Origin of the sequence: Paenibacillus sp. S-12, assembly GCF_030363895.1 — a bacterium.
GTDB classification, from domain to species: domain Bacteria; phylum Bacillota; class Bacilli; order Paenibacillales; family Paenibacillaceae; genus Paenibacillus_B; species Paenibacillus_B alvei.
Genome location: NZ_JASIUF010000026.1, coordinates 192,160 through 210,876 on the forward strand (window position 1 = coordinate 192,160; position 18,717 = coordinate 210,876).

General features: G+C 44.5%; 18 protein-coding genes. 12 read left to right on the plus strand and 6 right to left on the minus strand.

What is annotated here, in order from left to right; all coding sequences use genetic code 11:
* Positions 1–231: 231 nt before the first annotated feature.
* Positions 232–1,062: a DUF2935 domain-containing protein gene (locus NO352_RS23550; protein WP_289356908.1), complete on the minus strand. Its 831-nt coding sequence runs from the start codon at positions 1,060–1,062 to the stop codon at positions 232–234.
* A 289-nt stretch (positions 1,063–1,351) separates the two neighbouring features.
* Between NO352_RS23550 and NO352_RS23555 the strand changes: the two genes are divergently transcribed.
* Positions 1,352–1,459: a YjcZ family sporulation protein gene (locus NO352_RS23555; protein ID WP_005543537.1), complete on the plus strand. Its 108-nt coding sequence runs from the start codon at positions 1,352–1,354 to the stop codon at positions 1,457–1,459.
* 178 nt (positions 1,460–1,637) lie between these two features.
* Positions 1,638–1,745 carry a hypothetical protein gene (locus NO352_RS23560; protein ID WP_005543536.1) on the plus strand — a complete coding sequence of 36 codons (108 nt, stop codon included), beginning with the start codon at positions 1,638–1,640 and terminating at the stop codon, positions 1,743–1,745.
* A 217-nt stretch (positions 1,746–1,962) separates the two neighbouring features.
* Here NO352_RS23560 and NO352_RS23565 read toward each other — a convergent pair whose 3' ends face one another.
* Positions 1,963–2,592, minus strand: coding sequence for a hypothetical protein (locus NO352_RS23565; RefSeq protein WP_289356909.1), 630 nt, complete (start codon positions 2,590–2,592; stop codon positions 1,963–1,965).
* A 354-nt stretch (positions 2,593–2,946) separates the two neighbouring features.
* On the opposite strand from NO352_RS23565, the gene NO352_RS23570 reads away from it, so the two are divergent.
* The 6 genes from NO352_RS23570 to NO352_RS23595 all read left to right on the plus strand — a co-directional run bounded on the left by NO352_RS23570 (position 2,947) and on the right by NO352_RS23595 (position 9,747).
* The gene (locus NO352_RS23570) at positions 2,947–3,714 is read left to right on the plus strand and encodes an N-acetylmuramoyl-L-alanine amidase (RefSeq protein WP_289356910.1); all 768 of its coding nucleotides are present in this window, start codon (positions 2,947–2,949) and stop codon (positions 3,712–3,714) included.
* 302 nt (positions 3,715–4,016) lie between these two features.
* On the plus strand, positions 4,017–5,717 hold the full coding sequence (locus NO352_RS23575) for a peptide-binding protein (protein WP_193372980.1): 1,701 nt from the start codon (positions 4,017–4,019) through the stop codon (positions 5,715–5,717).
* A gap of 109 nt (positions 5,718–5,826) precedes the next feature.
* Positions 5,827–6,795: an ABC transporter permease gene (locus tag NO352_RS23580; RefSeq protein WP_005543532.1), complete on the plus strand. Its 969-nt coding sequence runs from the start codon at positions 5,827–5,829 to the stop codon at positions 6,793–6,795.
* Positions 6,792–7,775: an ABC transporter permease gene (locus NO352_RS23585; RefSeq protein ID WP_005543531.1), complete on the plus strand. Its 984-nt coding sequence runs from the start codon at positions 6,792–6,794 to the stop codon at positions 7,773–7,775. The genes NO352_RS23580 and NO352_RS23585 overlap by 4 nt, the downstream gene beginning before the upstream one ends.
* Positions 7,742–8,749 (plus strand): ABC transporter ATP-binding protein, encoded by a 1,008-nt coding sequence (locus NO352_RS23590; protein WP_268598886.1) that lies wholly within the window; start codon positions 7,742–7,744, stop codon positions 8,747–8,749. Before NO352_RS23585 ends, NO352_RS23590 begins: the two co-directional genes overlap by 34 nt.
* Positions 8,746–9,747, plus strand: coding sequence for an ABC transporter ATP-binding protein (locus NO352_RS23595; RefSeq protein ID WP_289356912.1), 1,002 nt, complete (start codon positions 8,746–8,748; stop codon positions 9,745–9,747). Before NO352_RS23590 ends, NO352_RS23595 begins: the two co-directional genes overlap by 4 nt.
* Positions 9,748–9,935: 188 nt before the next feature.
* Here NO352_RS23595 and NO352_RS23600 read toward each other — a convergent pair whose 3' ends face one another.
* Complete coding sequence (locus NO352_RS23600; RefSeq protein ID WP_005543528.1) at positions 9,936–10,274, minus strand: L,D-transpeptidase; 339 nt, start codon at positions 10,272–10,274, stop codon at positions 9,936–9,938.
* A gap of 328 nt (positions 10,275–10,602) precedes the next feature.
* Between NO352_RS23600 and NO352_RS23605 the strand changes: the two genes are divergently transcribed.
* The 3 genes from NO352_RS23605 to NO352_RS23615 all read left to right on the plus strand — a co-directional run bounded on the left by NO352_RS23605 (position 10,603) and on the right by NO352_RS23615 (position 13,842).
* On the plus strand, positions 10,603–11,310 hold the full coding sequence (locus NO352_RS23605; protein WP_005543527.1) for a response regulator transcription factor: 708 nt from the start codon (positions 10,603–10,605) through the stop codon (positions 11,308–11,310).
* Positions 11,307–12,746 (plus strand): sensor histidine kinase, encoded by a 1,440-nt coding sequence (locus NO352_RS23610; RefSeq protein WP_040734911.1) that lies wholly within the window; start codon positions 11,307–11,309, stop codon positions 12,744–12,746. The genes NO352_RS23605 and NO352_RS23610 overlap by 4 nt, the downstream gene beginning before the upstream one ends.
* Positions 12,747–12,867: 121 nt before the next feature.
* Positions 12,868–13,842: a diaminopimelate dehydrogenase gene (locus tag NO352_RS23615; RefSeq protein ID WP_005543524.1), complete on the plus strand. Its 975-nt coding sequence runs from the start codon at positions 12,868–12,870 to the stop codon at positions 13,840–13,842.
* A 455-nt stretch (positions 13,843–14,297) separates the two neighbouring features.
* Here NO352_RS23615 and NO352_RS23620 read toward each other — a convergent pair whose 3' ends face one another.
* Together NO352_RS23620 and NO352_RS23625 are read right to left on the minus strand one after the other, a co-directional pair.
* Positions 14,298–14,756, minus strand: coding sequence for a hypothetical protein (locus NO352_RS23620; protein WP_289356913.1), 459 nt, complete (start codon positions 14,754–14,756; stop codon positions 14,298–14,300).
* 27 nt (positions 14,757–14,783) lie between these two features.
* Entirely contained in the window at positions 14,784–16,139 is a 1,356-nt protein-coding gene (locus NO352_RS23625; protein WP_289356914.1) for a S1 family peptidase, read from the minus strand.
* Positions 16,140–17,003: 864 nt separating this feature from the next.
* Between NO352_RS23625 and NO352_RS23630 the strand changes: the two genes are divergently transcribed.
* Complete coding sequence (locus NO352_RS23630; RefSeq protein WP_289356916.1) at positions 17,004–17,171, plus strand: hypothetical protein; 168 nt, start codon at positions 17,004–17,006, stop codon at positions 17,169–17,171.
* 183 nt (positions 17,172–17,354) lie between these two features.
* On the opposite strand, the gene NO352_RS23635 is transcribed toward NO352_RS23630, so the two are convergent.
* Entirely contained in the window at positions 17,355–18,680 is a 1,326-nt protein-coding gene (locus NO352_RS23635) for an SMI1/KNR4 family protein (RefSeq protein WP_289356917.1), read from the minus strand.
* Positions 18,681–18,717: the final 37 nt, after the last annotated feature.

An 18,717-nucleotide genomic window follows, 5' to 3' on the forward strand; every position in this document is an offset into this window, starting at 1 on the left:
TCCTGCGGGACTATGATTTCATGGATGTGGATGTCCATTCAGACTTGTAATAAGTCGGCATAAACAAAAAAATTGAAGGCTGACGATCTCATGCGTGATCTCTTCATTTTTGCTTATTAGACTATTGTACTCGCTAACTCAATCGGATGGAGTGCTTATCCCATATTTTTTTCAACAATGATTGTATGAACTATGGCCAAATCGTCGATTCCGCGCAAGCATTGCATAGATTTAATGTCCATCAAGTTCCATCATTTGTTGGGGTGACACCGGAGTTCCTGTGAGTGTGCTTTCAAACATTTCAATAATGACCAGAAATCTTTCTGCTTCGCGGAACACATGATCGGCGAGCAGTGGATGAATGATGCTTTTTATTCGACAAGCTTCAATTAATTCGCGAGCTGTTTTCTTGAAATCACGTAATGATTTAACGGAAACTCTATTTTGATCTAAAAATTGGTCGAGAAGTGGAGCCGTTTGAGATTGAGGCCGCATGGAATCCAAGTCTCTTGCTTGAAATAATAACTGATCGAATTCATGACTGAATTGTTGCGCTTGTTCAACAAGCTTACGTTCAGAAGGATCGAGCAGATGACCGATAAACTTGGCATGATCCGCCATTATTCTTAAGAAAAAAACATTTTCATTGATAATCGCATCTGGTAGGGGGTCTAAATTACCAGTATTGAGTTGTTCAAGGCGATTTCTAAAGTAAAAAGCCTCTCTGCTGACGTGATCTACAAGCAGAGGGAAATTGTTCTGTCCCGGCAACTGACAATGTAAAATTAAGCCGAGGACCTTTCGTTTGAATGCCCAAATATGGGAGACCGCTGAATGCACTTCCGCATTGAATCTTAGAATGATCTGGGGATCTGCTTCAGTATCAAAGGTGTGAGACCTGGCTTCAATTGATTCAAAAATAGCATAAAAATGATTCGCTTCTTGAATGAGCTGAGTATCTTCACACCTAAAGCCTAGTTTTAAAAAAAGTGAATGCTCTTTCATGATTCGAGACCAAAATCTGATTTCGTCTAATGAACGAATGACAAATCCGTTTGACAAAAGCACCCCTCCCAGGTAAAAAACGCCGTTTTGTTTATATATAATAATGACAAATCATTTTTATGATTTAGGCAGCGCATGAACCGGGGTGTACTTCTTCTCGCATGCAAGTAAAGGGACAAACCTATATGGCTTGTCCCTTTACTTTGTGCTGCTTGTCTTCACGACTTCTTTTTTGTAGTCATAAACTCTTTGCTCGAATTATTTCTACGCGAATAGGACGCAGCCGAGTCAAATATTTAACAACCCTAATATGATATGAATGTACTAGCGGAAGGAGGCTATTTCAATGGGTGAATTTGAACATCGCCGTCATCATCATCATTTTACTTCTACAGCCGTTATACTGGTTCTGTTTATTTTGTTGGTTATCGTAGCTTGTAGTTGCTTTATTTAATTGATTTGAAGGATCTGAATCAGCAATGCTCGTCATTGGCGCAGCCCATGAATATCAAATTTATATCTGAACGCTTAACACTGCCTAATTAATTTCAGTATAGGACATAGCTGAGTCAGAATGAAGGTAACTCCTATATTATGTATATGTGCTAACTAACGAAGGGAGGCTAACTCATATGGGTGAAGTTGTTGGAGGTTGTGGATTTCGAGGTTTCACCTCTCTTGGTGTAATCTTGGTCTTGTTCATCTTGTTGGTTATCGTTTCTCGTGCATTTGTTTTTTAGCATTTAATCGATTCATTTCATAGCCCCGTATCTTTACATTGCGTTTATGTTTGATCTACTGGTGTCGAATCGGAACGCCGGTAAGCAAAAAGGGCCGTTGAGGGGGGCGCCCCACGGCTCCGTGGACTGGAGATTCAAATCCCTCCAGCAGTATGTAATGTCGGATAACGGTGCGGTTTCCGAGCAATCGGAGATCGCGCTTTTTCTATAACATGACTCATTTTTTAAGAGGCGTAAATACACCGTTGTGATACGTTCCAATCTCGTAGTTGTTTACGGAGATCGTGTGCGTAAGATCATTCCAATCTGGTGCGACGGCCTCCATGCTGTACTTATCCAAACACCATGCATAGTGCTCCTCGGCTGCTTCCATGAATGTGGTTATAACAGTGCTTAATTCCTTGTTTGATATAGAGAATTTACCGGATCCTGAATATTTATTTGCAAAGTCAGGCTGATTACGAACATCTATGGTCGCACCGCTCGTTCCTTTGCGATAGGCTATATCATCAAAGTAGATTTTATCCAATATCAAATGCTCGGATGCAACAGACTCCTCCATGTCGTGCTGGATATTTGCATACAAGAGATTGTTCTGCAACTGATTGATTGTAAAGCCTTGTTTGCTGCTGGTTCTTTTTAGTTCCTCATAGTCTTCTTGCAACTTAGAGAGGGATTGCTGCAGTTTCTCTGCTGTATCATTCGCCTTCTTACTATGTGCCAAAGTAAAAATAGACATGCCGATCGCACAGCATGCTGCAAAGATAGAGATGATGAAGATGCCGGTAGAGAGTGACTTTCTTCCGGTATTAGGCGTTTCCTGCTCTAGTATCCATTCATGATCCATATGTATCTCTCCTAAATAATAAATTCACATGAAGTAAACACCTTGAAAGCACGAAATCATTGTATCATTTTCCTTTTGGGCCGGAGCCTACTAAAAGTGAAATTTTAACCAAAACAAGCATTTCCCTCAGGCGATTGCCAGAGCCAAGATTCTAGCATTGTACATATTCTTTACTATAGAAGATTTTTGCGACGGCTCGTTGAACTAGGGGAATTGACGAACATGATATTCATAAACGGCAAAAATCCAAGCAGCGTTCAACGGATTTGAACGCTTTTTGGTGATAGATCAGCTTTCACAGCACGCTTGGCAGGTCTTCTATGTGTACACTATGCAGAAGCGAGCTGATGAACGATGAGCATCGTCATTCAACAAAGGTTGCTTCCAGACGGAAGCCCGAACAAGCCGAACAAGCCCATGGCTCCGCAATGGATTACGATCCACAACACGGACAACTTGAGCGGCACAGCCGAATCGCACGCGAGATATATACTAGATGGAAGCGGTGGAAGACAAGCATCTTGGCATTATACCGTGGATGATAAGGATATCTACCAGCATTTGCGTGAGAACGAACAGGGATGGCATGCGGGAGATGGAAATGGACCAGGCAACTTAACAAGCCTCGGCATTGAAGTATGTATGTATACGGGCATGAACAAAGACGTGGCATGGAATAACGCTGCGTGGCTCGTGGCAAGTTTGCTTTTGCGCGACAAGCTAACCATCGATCAGGTCGTGCCGCACAAGAAATGGTCAGGCAAGCAGTGCCCTTCTGAGATTTTGCCATACTGGGATCAATTTATAAACCAGATCAAGGGACAAGTACAGCAGCTTCAAGCTCAAAATGGAATCAAAATTATTGTAAATGGTCATGAAGCAACGAAGGGGATTGTGAAGGACAATGTTGTCTACGTGCCAATTCGTGATATTGCTTCTGCCTTGGGTCTCCCTGTTCGATGGGATAATACGAGCAAGGTCGCATATCTCAATGAAATTCCTCAGACTGCGAATATGATTATAAATGGCAGCGCCTACGTACCTGTGCGGGCAATCGCTGAATCGATAGGTGCGAAAGTGACTTGGAATGGAAATGATAGAAGCGTCAGCATCCAAGTGTAAGAAATAAGGGCATTCGTTGAAGCGGCAGATAGAAGTTGTAAGCAACTCGTATACCAAAGGTTCATTTACTGGGGTAAAGTGGTAAAGAGGCGGATTTCGCCTCTTTTTTCTTTCTATATAGTCTAATTAAAAAAAGTAATCAATAAAATGAAAAATATAATCGGTAATTATAAATATTTTCCATCATTTTACTACCTGCGCAATGATTCTGGTGATACAATGTGTAGGAAAATATATCCTTCACAAAAAAATCGAAAATGAGAGAGGGGAATTATGTGGCACAAAAGAAGTGGATTTCATTCATGCTGCTTTTGGTACTAATGGGATCGCTGTTATCAGCGTGCGGAGGTTCCGGCAATACGGCGAATCCGCCTAAAGAAGAACCGAAAACTGCCGAACCAGCGAAAACGGAAGGATCGAAGGACAACAATACGGCACTGACGCCGAAGGATGGAGGCACGATCACATTAGGTACTTTCTCCGATATCGTGTCATCCAACCCGTTATTCACTAGTGACACTTCTTCTGGAGACGCTATCAACTTGATCTTTTCCAGCCTGTACGATCTTGATCGGCAAGCGAACGTAGTCGTTGAACCGTGGTCTCTGGCCGCTGAACCTCCTCAAATCAGCGAAGATTCGAAGACCTATACAGTCAAATTGAAGCCGGAAGCGAAATGGAGCGACGGCAAACCTGTAACCGCTGATGATTTGATTTTTACTATTAATACAGTTCGCAACCCAGAAGCAGGCTCCCCAGGAATTAGCCAATTCGAACATGTTGACACCGTCACCAAGATCGATGACCACACGGTTCAGATCAAGTTAAAACAAGTATTTGCCCCATTCCTCTACTCTCTTAGACTTCAGCCAGTGCCCTATCACATCCTGAAAGATGTTCCGATTACAGAATTGAAAAAGCATCCATACGGTTCCAAACCAGAGAAAACCGTAACAAACGGTCCATGGAAATGGACAGAATGGAAGCAAAAGCAATTTTTAAGCTTCGATGCAGACCCGAACTACTGGGGAGCGAAAAAACCTCACATCCAGAAAGTCATCTACAAAATCTACGCAGATCAAAATACAGAAGTGCAAGCTCTCATCAAGGGAGATATCGATTCTGTATCAGCGATTCCAGTCACCCAACTCGCAGCTGTGCAAGCTCGCGATAACCTCAAAGTCATATTAGCTCCAGGACCACAATACGAATACATGGGCTTCAACTTTAACAAAATGAACTTTGACAATAAAGAAAGCTTCTTTGCAGGACAGAAAACAAGACAGGCGATTGCTCACGCGCTTAACCGCCAAGGCATGGTTGACAATATTCTTAAGGGAACGGGCAAGCTGTTGAACTCGCCATTCCTGCCTGGATCATGGGCTGATCCGGCTGAAACGGCTGTTGTATATAACTATGATGTAGAATTGGCGAAAAAGCTGTTGGCTGAAGATGGCTGGAAAGCTGGCACTGACGGCATCTTGGAGAAGAACGGCAGCAAGTTCTCCTTTGAACTTCAATACAATACAGGTAACAGTCGCCGTGAGCAGGTTGCGGCTGTTATTCAACAAAACCTGAAAGATGTGGGCATTGAAGTGAAACCGAGAGGCATTGACTTCGCTGCTTGGCAGGAACAGAACATTAATCCGGGTAAATACCAAGCGGTCTTGGCGGCATGGTCGTTAAATGATCCAGATCCGAACGCGGAGAGCATCTTCTCCTCGAAATTCTTCCCGCCGAACCAAAACGCGGGCTGGTATAAAAACGAGAAAATTGATCAATTGTGGGTAAAAGGCTACTCTGTCGCTGATCAGAACGAGCGCAAGAAGGTATACGCAGAGATCGGTAAAGAAATCACAACGGATCTTCCTTATGTATTCATGTATCAATATGGTACACCACAGGGCTTGAACCCTCGGGTGAAATATGCGGAAGAGGACCGACCTGAACCTGGACTCGCATATGGATACATGTTCCGCATGATTAACTGGTGGGTAGAATAAGGCACCGAGCATATTTGAATATGCAAGATGAGGGGAAGGGGTACTTGCCCCTTCTCTCTTTTATGTATGAGAGTGCTTATATATCACACGATGATTTAGGAGGATTCCCATGACGGAGTATCTGATCCGCCGTATATTGCAGTCACTCTTGGTGCTATTTCTTATATCCATCGTAACCTTTGGACTTATCCACGCGGCACCGGGTGGACCAACGCAAATTTTTCTTTCGCCGGGACTGTCTCAGGAAGCAGGCAAAATTCAAGCGAAGAACCTCGGCTTAGACAAGCCGATTTATATTCAATATATTCGTTGGGTGGGCGGGTTGCTGAAGGGTGATTTAGGACATACCTTCAAGAATAACCTGCCGGTAAGTGAAATACTCTGGCCTACGGTGAAGAATACCGTTGTTCTGATGGGAGTTGCATGGCTGCTGGCCTTAATCATTGCGATCCCGTGGGGAATATACAATAGTACGGCTGAGTATGGGCTATCTGATCAGACTGCTTCATTAATTTCTTATATTGGGTTTGCGATGCCGACATTCTGGTTCGGTATTCTCTTGCAAAGCTTTTTCTCCATTAAGTTGGACTGGTTGCCCTTATCCGACATGTATACGATGGGGAAGGAAGGCGATATTCAGGATTTATTCATGCATTTGATCCTGCCTGTCACCGTTCTTACACTAGGATTCCTGGCCTCCTATGTGAAATATTCCCGATCCAGCATGCTTGAGGTACTAGGACAGGACTACATTCGAACCGCGAGAGCGAAGGGAATGAAGGAGAGAAGAGTCATTACCCGTCATGCTCTGCGGAATGCGCTTATCCCAATCATTACTATACTTGGTCTGGATTTGCCGATACTCATAGCGGGAGCAGCCATTACAGAAAGTGTGTTTAACTGGCCGGGAATGGGGCGGCTGTTCGTCGATATGGCCGTGTCACGGGAATACTCGGTGCTTATGGCGATTACCTTAATTACAACGGTTATCGTTGTCCTTGGCAACTTGATTGCAGACATTTTGTACGCGATTGTTGATCCGCGTGTACAAATAGGCAAAGGGGGCGCATCAGCATGAGTGTAACGAGTTTGGAGGATGCTCAGCTCGAGCCTGGACGCGGCAAGACGAGAGAGATTGACCCTAAGTCGGAGAAGCCGACAAGTATGACCTTAATGGCATGGAAGAAATTTATGAGCAATCCATTTGCAGTGGCTGGAGCCATCGTTCTATTGTTCTTTGTCGCCATTGCTGTATTTGCCAAATATATTGCCCCATATGACCCAGCCGCGATCGATATGTTGAAGTCAAGTTTGCCAGCGGGCAGTCCTGGTCATCCACTTGGAACGGATGAATTGGGACGAGACATCTTGTCACGGCTTATTTACAGCAGCCAAGTATCGTTATCGGTGGGCTTCTCTGTTGCCTTTATCTCTGTTGTAATTGGGACCATTATCGGCTCGATTTCTGGATACTTTGGCAGCTGGATCGATACGATTTTTATGAGACTCGTTGACGTTATGAACTCTATTCCAACCTTATTCCTAAATATTTTGGTACTGGCTATCTTTGGCGCAAAGTTCAGCTATATGATCATGATTTTAAGCTTTACGAGTTGGATGGGCTCGGCAAGGCTTGTGAGAGGGACATTCCTTCAGTTGCGGGAAATGCAATATGTAGAAGCTGCCAAGGCGATCGGTGTATCCAGTTGGGGGATTATCGGCAGGCATTTGCTTCGCAATGCCACGGCTCCTATTATCGTAAACGCTACCTTAATGGTAGGCGGAGCGATACTTGCTGAATCAGGCTTATCTTACCTCGGTTTAGGGGTACAGCTTCCTGATACGAGCTGGGGCTTGATGCTGAGCAATGCGCAGCAATTTATGCTGGTTGATCCAACGCAAGCGCTTTATCCAGGAGCATGCATTTTTATCGTGGTGCTGGCGGTCAATTTTATAGGAGACGGAATCCGTGATGCGTTTGACCCACGCAAGAAAGAGAAAATTCCACGTAGGAGGATGCGGCAATGGCGCGAAAACTTCTTGAAGTCCGAAATCTGACGACAGGCTTTGTGACAGAGCAGGGCATTGCGAAGGCAACAGATCGAATATCCCTTAGCGTGGAAAAGGGCAAGACACTTTGTATCGTAGGGGAATCCGGAAGCGGTAAAAGTGTCGCCTCTCTTTCAATTATGCGATTAATTGATTACGCAGGAGGAACCATTTTCGAAGGCAGCATTCATTTTAATGGCGAAGATCTGTCAGCCAAATCGCAAAAGGAAATGATTAACGTTCGCGGGGAAAAGATTTCGATGATCTTTCAGGATCCGATGTCGGCGCTTAACCCGGTATTTACGATCGGAGATCAAATCGCGGAAAGCTTGCAGCTTCATCAGAAGATAGGCAAGAAGGAAGCTTGGGCGCGGGCGATTGACATGCTGCGTATGGTTGGAATCCCTGATCCAGATATGCGTTCCATGCAGTATCCGCACGAGATGTCAGGCGGTATGCGGCAGCGGGTTGTAATCGCGATGGCGCTCATATGCAAACCAGAGCTGCTCATTGCGGATGAGCCGACGACAGCGTTGGATGTAACGGTGCAGGCACAAATTTTGGATTTGCTGCAGCGCCTTCAACAGGAGCTCGGCATGGCGATCGTGCTCATTACCCATGACATGGGTGTTGCCGCGGAAATGGCTGACCGCATCGCGGTTATGTATGCCGGTAAAATTGTAGAGGAAGGAAGCGTAGAAGAAATATTTGACCATCCTTCTCATCCTTATACAATTGGTCTCTTGCAGTCGATTCCAGGCTTGGAAGGAGCAAGAGGCGAGGAATTATACACGATCCCAGGGACAATTCCGGGAATTAACAACCTGCCTTCGGGATGCCGCTTCAATCCACGCTGTTCGAAGGTGGAGGATAAATGCCGACAGCACGAACCTGCGTTGGGAGAAATCCGGAGCAATCATCAGGTGGCATGTTGGCTGTACCACAGCGATAATGACGGACAATCCGAGGTGAAGCGAGCATGATGGATCAATCATTAATTGAAGTTCGCAACCTGAAGAAGTATTTCCCGATCAAGACAGGTCTCTTCAACCGAGTAGTCGGCCACGTTAAGGCCGTAGATGATGTAACCTTCACTATTAACAAAGGGGAGACGTTTGGTCTTGTTGGGGAATCGGGTTGCGGCAAATCAACACTTGGCAGAGCCATTCTCCAATTGCAGAAGCCAACAAGCGGAGCTGTCTTTTTTGACGGAAAGCAAATACAAAATATGAATACGAAGCAACTGCGTCGGCTGCGGCAGGATATGCAAATTATATTTCAGGATCCTTTCGGATCCTTGAATCCACGCATTCATATCCAGAACATCATAGGAGAGCCGCTGCGCGTGCATCATAAGGCATCTTCTAAAGAGATTAATAAGCGTGTAGTCGAATTGATGGAACTGGTTGGATTGGATCCAGCTAGACGTAACCGCTATCCGCACGAGTTTTCTGGCGGTCAGCGTCAGCGGATAGGCATCGCCCGGGCGATTGCACTTAATCCGAGCTTTATCGTAGCGGATGAAGCCGTATCTGCACTAGATGTGTCGGTTCAGTCTCAAGTGCTGAATTTGCTCATGAAGCTGCAAAAGGAGCTTGGCCTTACTTTCCTCTTTATTGCACATGGTCTGAATGTGGTACGGCATATTTCAGATCGAGTCGGCGTCATGTATTTAGGAAAATTAGTTGAGGTAGCCCGCACAGAGGAACTGTTTGCAAGCCCTAAGCATCCTTATACCGCAGCGCTGCTGTCAGCGATTCCTAGACCGAACCCGCACCATAAGAAGGAAAGAATCGTACTTCAGGGGGATGTGCCTTCTCCGGCGTTCCCGCCTTCGGGCTGCCGCTTCCATCCGCGGTGTGCATTTGCGCAAGAGAAGTGCAAGCTTGTATCACCAGAGTTAGTGAATATTGGCTCTGATCGGCAAGTAGCCTGCCATTTTCCGTTGGAGGCAGATCCAACTTCTATTGCGGCTCAATAGAAAAACTCAGAACTTAATCGAGTTAGAGTATCGAATGTTGAAATACGAGAAAGTGCTGATGGGGTTATTGTGAATAATGCTTCTTTCTTGCTGCGTTACGAGAACTTATTTCTCTGCAGCAGGAAAGGGGCATTATTTTATTAGGGAAGGTACGGTTGTTAGGGATAATACAGTTCACACAGTAGGCACTATGGTCGTATCGTGACCCGTGTATGAATAGGGACCAATGCAGCGAGTTGCAGAACATCTTCATTGTACATGCGTATGCAGCCGTGAGATACGAGATGGCCGATAGAAGCAGGATCATTCGTGCCATGAATGCCATAATGGGGTTTCGACAGCCCCATCCAGAAGGCGCCGAACGGCCCTCCAGGGTTCGGGGCTTTGTTAATGATGGTATATTCCCCTGTGGGGGTTTGTGTGAGCATTTTGCCGATACCAACAGGATATTCTCGGACAACGGTGTCGCCATCCAGCAAGTACAGCCTGCGTGCAGTCAGATCGACAATAATTCGATATTGCGGCATATCGCCCAACTCCTCTTGATCAGCATATGCAGATGCGGAGATAGGGGTTCATATTGTAAGTAAAGCTCTGAAGACGCAACGTGTATGTAGAAAGAATGATAATACAGTGATTCGTTTATAAAATCTTGATTAATAGGGAGTATAGTTAATGGAGATCATACTTATTAGTGATCATGATTTATATTGAATATGATTAATATCGATCTCTATTTAATATGGCTCCTATTTAATGAGGATCATAATTAACAGGAGTAATTTCTGAAGAGGAATAGAGATAACTCGTACAGAAATGCAATCTTGTACTGCAAGGAAGAGGGAGAGCAGAAGCATGGAACGGTCAGAAATCAATATATTGCTTGTAGATGATGAGGAAGAAATGACGGTGTTCGTGCGTGATTCACTGGAGGATGCCGGATACACGGTACGCACGGCACATCATGCCGAGCAAGCTCAGCAGCTTATTACGAAACAGATGCCGGATATGATTGTACTTGATGTGATGATGCCGGGTACGGATGGGGTGGAATGGTGCAGGCAGGTTAGAGATATTGTCACTTGTCCTATTCTATTTGTTAGTGCGAGAGTAAGTGAGGCGGATCGGATATACGGGTTGGCAGCAGGCGGCGATGATTATATGATCAAGCCATTCAGCATGCGTGAGTTGAAGGCTCGCATCGAAGCGCATCTGAGAAGGGAACGCCGTCATTTGCAGAGGCAGGATCATCATGAGGGGATACTTACATATGGTGTGTTTATAGTCGATGCAAAGGGTAGGGAGCTTCGCTGCGAAGGGAAGCGATTGCCGCTAACGAACCGTGAATTTGCAATTGTGGAGCTGCTTGCATTCCATCCGGGACAAGTATTTTCTCGCGAGCATATTTATGAGCAAATATGGGGCATAGAAGCTCTTGGAGACGATACAACTGTAACTGAGCATGTGAAAAACATTCGAGCGAAGATGGCAGCAGCCCATGCACAGTCCCGCTGGGTCGAAACCGTATGGGGCATCGGCTATAAATGGAAGGTGCAGGAATGAGGATGCACTCCTTTAAGCGTCAGTTTATTACTTACTTTGTATGGGTAATTGGAGCGAGTCTGGTATTTACAATTGTCGTGTGGGGAGGCTTCATATGGCTTCAATCCTATGATAGCGGCACATTCAGGCCGGCCAATTACTACGAAAAGAAAATTCCGTCCATACGTAAGTTAGTAGAAACAGAAGGAGATCGCTTACTGAATAAGGGGAATCAGGCGCGCCTCGAACAACTGATAGATGAGAAGGGCATGCGCTACGCGGTTGTTGATCGTAAAGGGAAGTATGTGTATGGGTCGCTGACCGACCCGAAAGTACGCGGTGGGCGGGAGCTGATTCAGCTTCTCAAGGCAAGTGGAATGACAGGTATGGGACATGCCCGCAACGTATTGCCGATCATAAATCAAGAGGAGGAATTGCAAGGTGCGGTCATCCTCAACTATATACTGTCTGCTGGTGTCACTGAGAAATCCAAGCTAAGACCCTATTTTGGATTCCTAGTTATAGGAGTTCTATTTGTGCCCTTTCTTTTTGTTATTTTATTTTCTTGGTTGTTCGGCAAAAGATTTGGCCGTGAGCTGAGCCGCCCGATTGAAGAGCTAATTGAAGGCACCAGGCGGGTACAGCAGCGGGATCTAGACTTTAGCTTCTCTTATGAAGGCACCTCTGAAATGGCACAACTTATGAAGGCTTTCGACGAGATGAGGCGTGAACTCTATTTGTCATTGCAGCGCGAGTGGAAGATGGAGCAGCGGCGGCGCGAGATGGTTGCTGCACTGGCTCATGATCTGCGTACTCCGCTTGCGATCGTGCAAGGTCATGTAGAAGGCTTGCTGGATGGCGGGATGAATCGCCCTGATCGTCTGGAGCGATATTTGTCTACGATCGATAAGAATACGAAGCGGGCTGTCCGTCTCGTGCAGGAAATGAATCTGGTATCAGAAATGGAGTCTCCACAGTTCAGCTTGAATTGTAAGCCAATTGATATTAATCGCTTCATGGAGGAGACTGCACAGGATATGCACCGAATGTGCGCGGAGCAGCAGATTGAATTCTGCTGTCGTCCACCTGCAGATCGGCAGGCGGAGGGAACGCTGCTCCTCGACGGGGATCGATTGAGACAGCTTATGGACAACCTGCTTGCGAACAGCCTTCGCTTCACTCCAGCGGGAGGCGCAATTATCTGGGAGGCAGAATGGAGAGCACGTGAACTGCAGATGTCGATTACGGATACGGGAACGGGATTCCCGGCACATATGCTGGACTCCATATTTGACAAGTTCGTTCAAGGAGACGCCTCGCGCTCGCAATATCAAGGGCATTCAGGACTAGGGCTGTATATGGCCAAGCTGATTATGGTCAAGCATGGCGGGCGAATACGAGCAGAGCACGTGCCAGGCGGGGGAGCGCGTATTGTGTTTAGCTTCCCTACGAAATGACAGCTACAGAGAAGTAGCAGCAGAATGCAACAAGTTTGGCGAATAATCTATGTCATTTTGTGCAAATCTGCTTTATATATTATACTAGTCCATGATTTCAGAAATAGAGAGGAGCAACCTCATGTCATCCATTCGTATAGGTATTGTAGGTTACGGTAACTTAGGTAAGGGCGTAGAGAAGTCGATCCGCCAAAATTCAGATATGGAACTTGTAGGTATTTTCACTCGTCGCAGCCCAGAATCCATTCAAGCAGAGGTTCCTGTCATCTCGCTCAACGATGCGGAATCTTACAAAGATAGAGTAGATGTTATGATCTTGTGCGGAGGTTCTGCAACAGATCTTCCAGAGCAAGGTCCTGAACTTGCACGCATGTTCAACACCGTAGACAGCTTTGATACGCACGCGCGTATCCCAGAATATTTTGCATCTGTAGATGAAGCTGCACAAGCGAACGGACATGTAGCTGTCATTTCGACAGGCTGGGATCCAGGTGTATTCTCCTTGAACCGTCTGTTGTTCGAATCCGTGCTTCCAGAAGGCAATGAATATACATTTTGGGGACGTGGCGTGAGCCAAGGACACTCCGATGCGATCCGCCGTGTAGAGGGCGTTAAGAACGGTGTGCAGTACACAATTCCTTCCGAGGAAGCTGTAACGAGGGTACGCCAAGGGGAAAACCCTGAATTGTCCACTCGCGAGAAGCACCTTCGTGAATGCTTTGTTGTAGCAGAAGAAGGCGCTGATAAAGCTCGCATCGAGCAAGAAATCAAATCTATGCCGAACTACTTCGCAGATTACGATACAATCGTGAACTTCATCAGTGAAGAAGAGTTGAAGGCGAACCATTCTGCAATGCCGCATGGCGGTCTCGTATTCCGCAGCGGCGTAACAGGTGAAGGCACGTCACAAATTATGGAGTTCGGCTTGAATCTGGGCAGCAACCCTGAGTTCACAGCTAGCGTGCTCGTTGCTTATGCACGTGCCGTATCTCGTCTGGCAAAACGCGGTGAATCCGGTGCTCGCACTGTATTCGACATTCCATTCGGCTTGTTGTCTCCGAAGTCTCCAGAGCAGCTCCGCAAGGAATTGCTGTAATATATATGAATTCCTTGCGGACAAACGTTCTCACCTTTTGTTGACGTGCTAGAAAAAGGCGAACAGTCCGCTTACAAGGGGCGGTTCCATGTCCAGCAGTTCCGCTAAAGGTCATTGACAACGTAACTACTGCGTTCACGCCGATGATGCCGAAGCTGAATACGGAGCATTCTGAAGTAATTCGGGATGCCGCAAATGCATGGAATGGAATGAAAAGGGGCAAAGTACCGGGCTGCTGCAATATTATCGTAGCCTAAATGTTCATTCTTGCTCTGCTCACTTACTTAAAGAAAAAGTAGACCGCCCTCACCAAGGTTTGCGGTCTACTTTCGCATCTTATAAAAGCCAACCGCTCTTCATGCGGTTATTGTGGGATGAAGGTCGCAGTTGGCGCTGCGATCTTCTTTATATTATACACATACAGTATCATACATATTTTTAACAACTTTTTTTGACTATTCCTCTGCTAATACCAAGGTAATTGGGATACTATATTTTTTTGTATTCGCATTAAACTTCGCTAATGCTGTAACCGTCAGTCTTTCTTTCTGTTTCCGACTCATAATAATCGGCTCATCAAAAGTGTATTCCTCATCCTTGACCAGCTTTTTTGAAAACCCCACATCATCAAAAAAATGTGCTGCAGAACGCTCATTACCATCTTCAGAAGAGGCGATAGATACTAGAGGTTTAGAGTGCTCTATTCGTATTTCTTCTTCACCGATATACTTCAACTTTGTTTGAATGGAGATTCGATTGTTGCTTATCGGAGTTGCTTCCAAGCTCACTTCAAATCCATCAAGTTTTTCTTTCACCATTGTACTCTCTTTTGGTTCGTCATTGGAGCACCCATAAATGAATAATGACAAAAATAAAATATTAAAAAATACAATGAAGTGATATTTTTTTTTCATATCATTTGCTCCTTTAATTTTTAAAAATTAATTGACAATAATCTGATTAATTTTCAAATCAGAAAAGATATACTGAACTTGAGAATAAATTCTTTCTTTATGTCCATCTGAATAAGTTACATCACCTTTGAATACTCCATAAATTGTGCGTTCATGAGCCGAATCACGACTCTGTTGGTTAAATACAGGAGCCCCACTATCACCAGGCATTCCAGAAAAAGTAGCGCTTCTTATATTGGTAAATAGTACACCATTTTGCGTAAAGCTTAAATTTCTGCTTACAATTTTACCACAGACATTTCCTGAGTTTCTGCCTGACATACAAACATTATCACCAACCACATCGTCAGATGCAGATTGGTATCTTGAAAACTCCAAGTCAGATGATTTCCCTTCATAAAGCTTATATGAGGAATCTGATGAGTATATTTCAATTGCTCCTACATCTGAGTTTCCTTCATAATTTCTTTTTGACATATATCCAATTGTGCTCCCACCTTGTTTCCACTCCGAAAATATATCACCACAATGTCCTGCAGTTATGTAGAAATGAACATCTTGATTACTCGTCGGGCCCCAAACCTTGGCGCTAAATGCTCCAGTACATGTCGCAACATAACCATCACCTACATCATGATCGATAGCAAGTCCTCCAACTAATGGACGGGTTTTAGCATTCCTAGTGTTATCTTCAACCTTAATGGAATCAACCTTCACTTCAATATTTTTAGGGTCAATGGATAAAATACTATCTATAATTTCCTCATCATAGTGATCAATTCCAACAATCACTTTATTATTCGGAATTGAAATATCCGTATAATTTATATGTAGGTTACCCCTCGACATCAACTCATTGAGTCTCTCTTGAAGGTTTTCAAGCTCTTCCTCTGTCAAGTTAGCATGGAAGAATTGAATCCTATCTCCATTCGTGAAATAAGTTCTAATTTTTTTGGTAATTTCCATATTGCTCTCTATATCTACAATTCCAATATTAATAACACCTCCGTGTTCATGATCCATGTAAACCCCAGCAAAAATTTTCGACCATTCTTTACCCGGTTTTTTTATAGCAACTGCTTCTTTTAACAAATTACTACGTATAGTCATCTCCTTTAATTCTTTATCTGATAAAGCAACACCATAAACTTCAATAGAATTTTGATATTCTTTATGTTTCATAATACGAAGCACATTTTCTTCATTTTGATCTAACGAAAAAGCTTTTCGATAATCAAGGTTTCTTGCAAGTTCATCTTCATTAATGATGATATCTGAAGAACTGTCTATTGGGTGATCTTCTACTACGCTAGCAGCATGCCCAGAAAGGGTAAATAGAATAAACACGACAAAAAAAACTACACCACTTAGTATTTTTTTCATTTAATGAAACCTCCACGACTTAATTAATTGAATGCAAACGGCAGTTCAAACTGAAAATTTCATTGAAGATTACTGTAAGTTGGATGCACCGTGATTGTTGAATCATACAGCTCTCGGATGAGTTAAAAGATAAAGTCTCAAGAAGTGAAGTGTCTCTTAGAATAAACATAAGGGGGCTGGCTTAAAAATAATTGAGGTGATTATTGGCTTATATCCCTATTATTTCATATTCTAACATATTAGATCATAATCATAAAGGTATACAGTTTTTTAAAATAAGGATACTGGATTTTGTCAATAGATTTGATACATAAAACCGAGAGAATCACGCTGCAAACGAGAGTTTTCGCTCGCAACATTTGCGTTCTCGTCTTGATTTTTTTTAGATAGATGAGTTCTTTATTCAGAACGATATGTATGAATTCAATGTTTATAGCAGTTCCCCTTGCTGCTTATCTTATAGCTTATCTCGTATTTGTTAAGCTGATTCTGGTATTTTGAGCGCGGTAATGACAAACTCTTTGGTATTCTGTCATCCATCTGGAAACGCATATTATGGAGCTTTATGGCAGTAAGGACTTAAAAAGCAGTCATGTTGACCAAGCTCGTCATGAATCAATCTTAGCCGAATATTACGAAGAACCCCCTCATCCTAATTGAATTGCACCCCTTATTGTGGATATTGGAAAAACACCCAGTTAGATGTAGGACGGTTAAAGGTATGGATGCGCCGATATAAACTAATGATTGATTTCGGGCTTACAGATACTCGCGGAAAGCGAAAAGAATACGTTGATGAAAATCGATATGTTTAGTGGCTCGATATGGAGAACGCTGTCCTAAAAAAGTGGTTGACCATTACGAATGCGGATGCATGTACATCTGGAAACAATGGAAGATGCCGAGAACGAAGGTGCAGAACCTGCGGAAGTTGGGGACGAAGGAGTGGCAGGCTTACCAATGTGGGGACACCCGACGGGGCTACTGGCGAATAGCCGGAAGCGCAATCCTGCACCACTCGATTACAAATGAAAAGCTCGATCGGGCAGGGTATTATGACTTCCCTGCCCAGTACGAGCGTCTGCGTCAATTGCACTCAAACGGTTGAACCGCCGTATACCGAACGGTACGTACGGTGGTCAGAGGTCGGCTACTCAACTTATGGGTAGCCTCCTACTCGATTGCTGCCATAACGAGGGCACCTAGTCGTTCTGCTTAATTCAAGACGTAATCGTGGTATGTCTCCATTTCAGCCTCAGTCGTGTTGCCCATTAATGTATATTGAATCTTTTGCTCAATTAGCGAATGCGTCGCTTGGAACATCTCATACGAGCAAGTAAGATGTTTCAACTTCGGCAGCGTCGCCAATATATCATAGCAGCCATCTTCCGCCTTTTCTAATTTCAACGATACGAGCTTCTTCATATTCGCTAAGAAATCAATGTTTCTGACCGTTCCCTCTATCTCCAACTGCTTCATATTTTTGAGGCGAGAGAGCACTTCATACGCAGACTCAGGGATATGGGAGAGGGACAATTCCTGCAATTTTTTGCACTGAGAGAGTGGTTCCAACGAATCCAGCTGCAAGCCTTCCAGCCCTATCTTCTTAAGAACTGGGAACTGGGACAGTGATTGAATATCCGATACGCCAGACTTATACAAGCTGAGCTCCTGCAATGCAGGAAGCGATGCCAATGGCGAAATGTCCGTAATCGACGGCATTTGTGCTAGACTAAGCTTTTTTAAATCTACCAAAGTCATAATCGGGCTGATGTCTTGGATCGATTGGCGAAGCAGGCACAATTCTCTGATGTTTTTGAATGTAGAGAGGGGCGACAGGTCAGTAATTTCCTCGTCGCATACAAAAAAGAAACGTACAGCCTTGATTTGTGTGAAGGAGCTTGGTTCTTTGCCGAGGACGCGCATGATTTCCTGTTTCCATTGTGCATCCAAGTGACTCCACCAGTTAGTAAAATCTGCTTCATTCGTACCGTCAGAGGGAAGTAGAAGCTCCTTCAATTCATCGAACAAATGGCCTGTTTTCCATAGAACGTGCTGATTCTCTTGATCGTAACCGCAGCGCCCTGCCTGGAACTGCTCAAGGATAAAGGAATAAAAGGATTCCAGCGAATCGGCAATGACGACCATTTCTTGTTCATCACGGCCACAGCTAATAATCTGTCCCTTTGTGCCTTTTGGGCCAGGTGCAAGATCAAGCGCGATGAAATTGCCAGAACCATCGGCAGCAAACGGAATCCAGCCGGGATTCCAAGTGACCTCTTGGATATGATCCTTCTGATACGAGATCGTGTCAAACTCATAATCGGCGGCAATCTCTAGTTGAAGACGGATTTCATATTCAATATTTTGCAGGGTCAACCAGTAGAACCCTAGCATCAACAGATGCTCGCCAGGCCGTTCGCCGTTATGCATGCTATATAATTGCTTGAAATTATCGGGCAGCACGTATCCTGTAATGCTTTCAATAGGCTTGAAATCTTCTGCTCCCGCGCCATCGGCCATTGTTTGGCGTGGTACCAATTGGGTAAAGTCCCGCACAAATTGTTCCGTATCGATC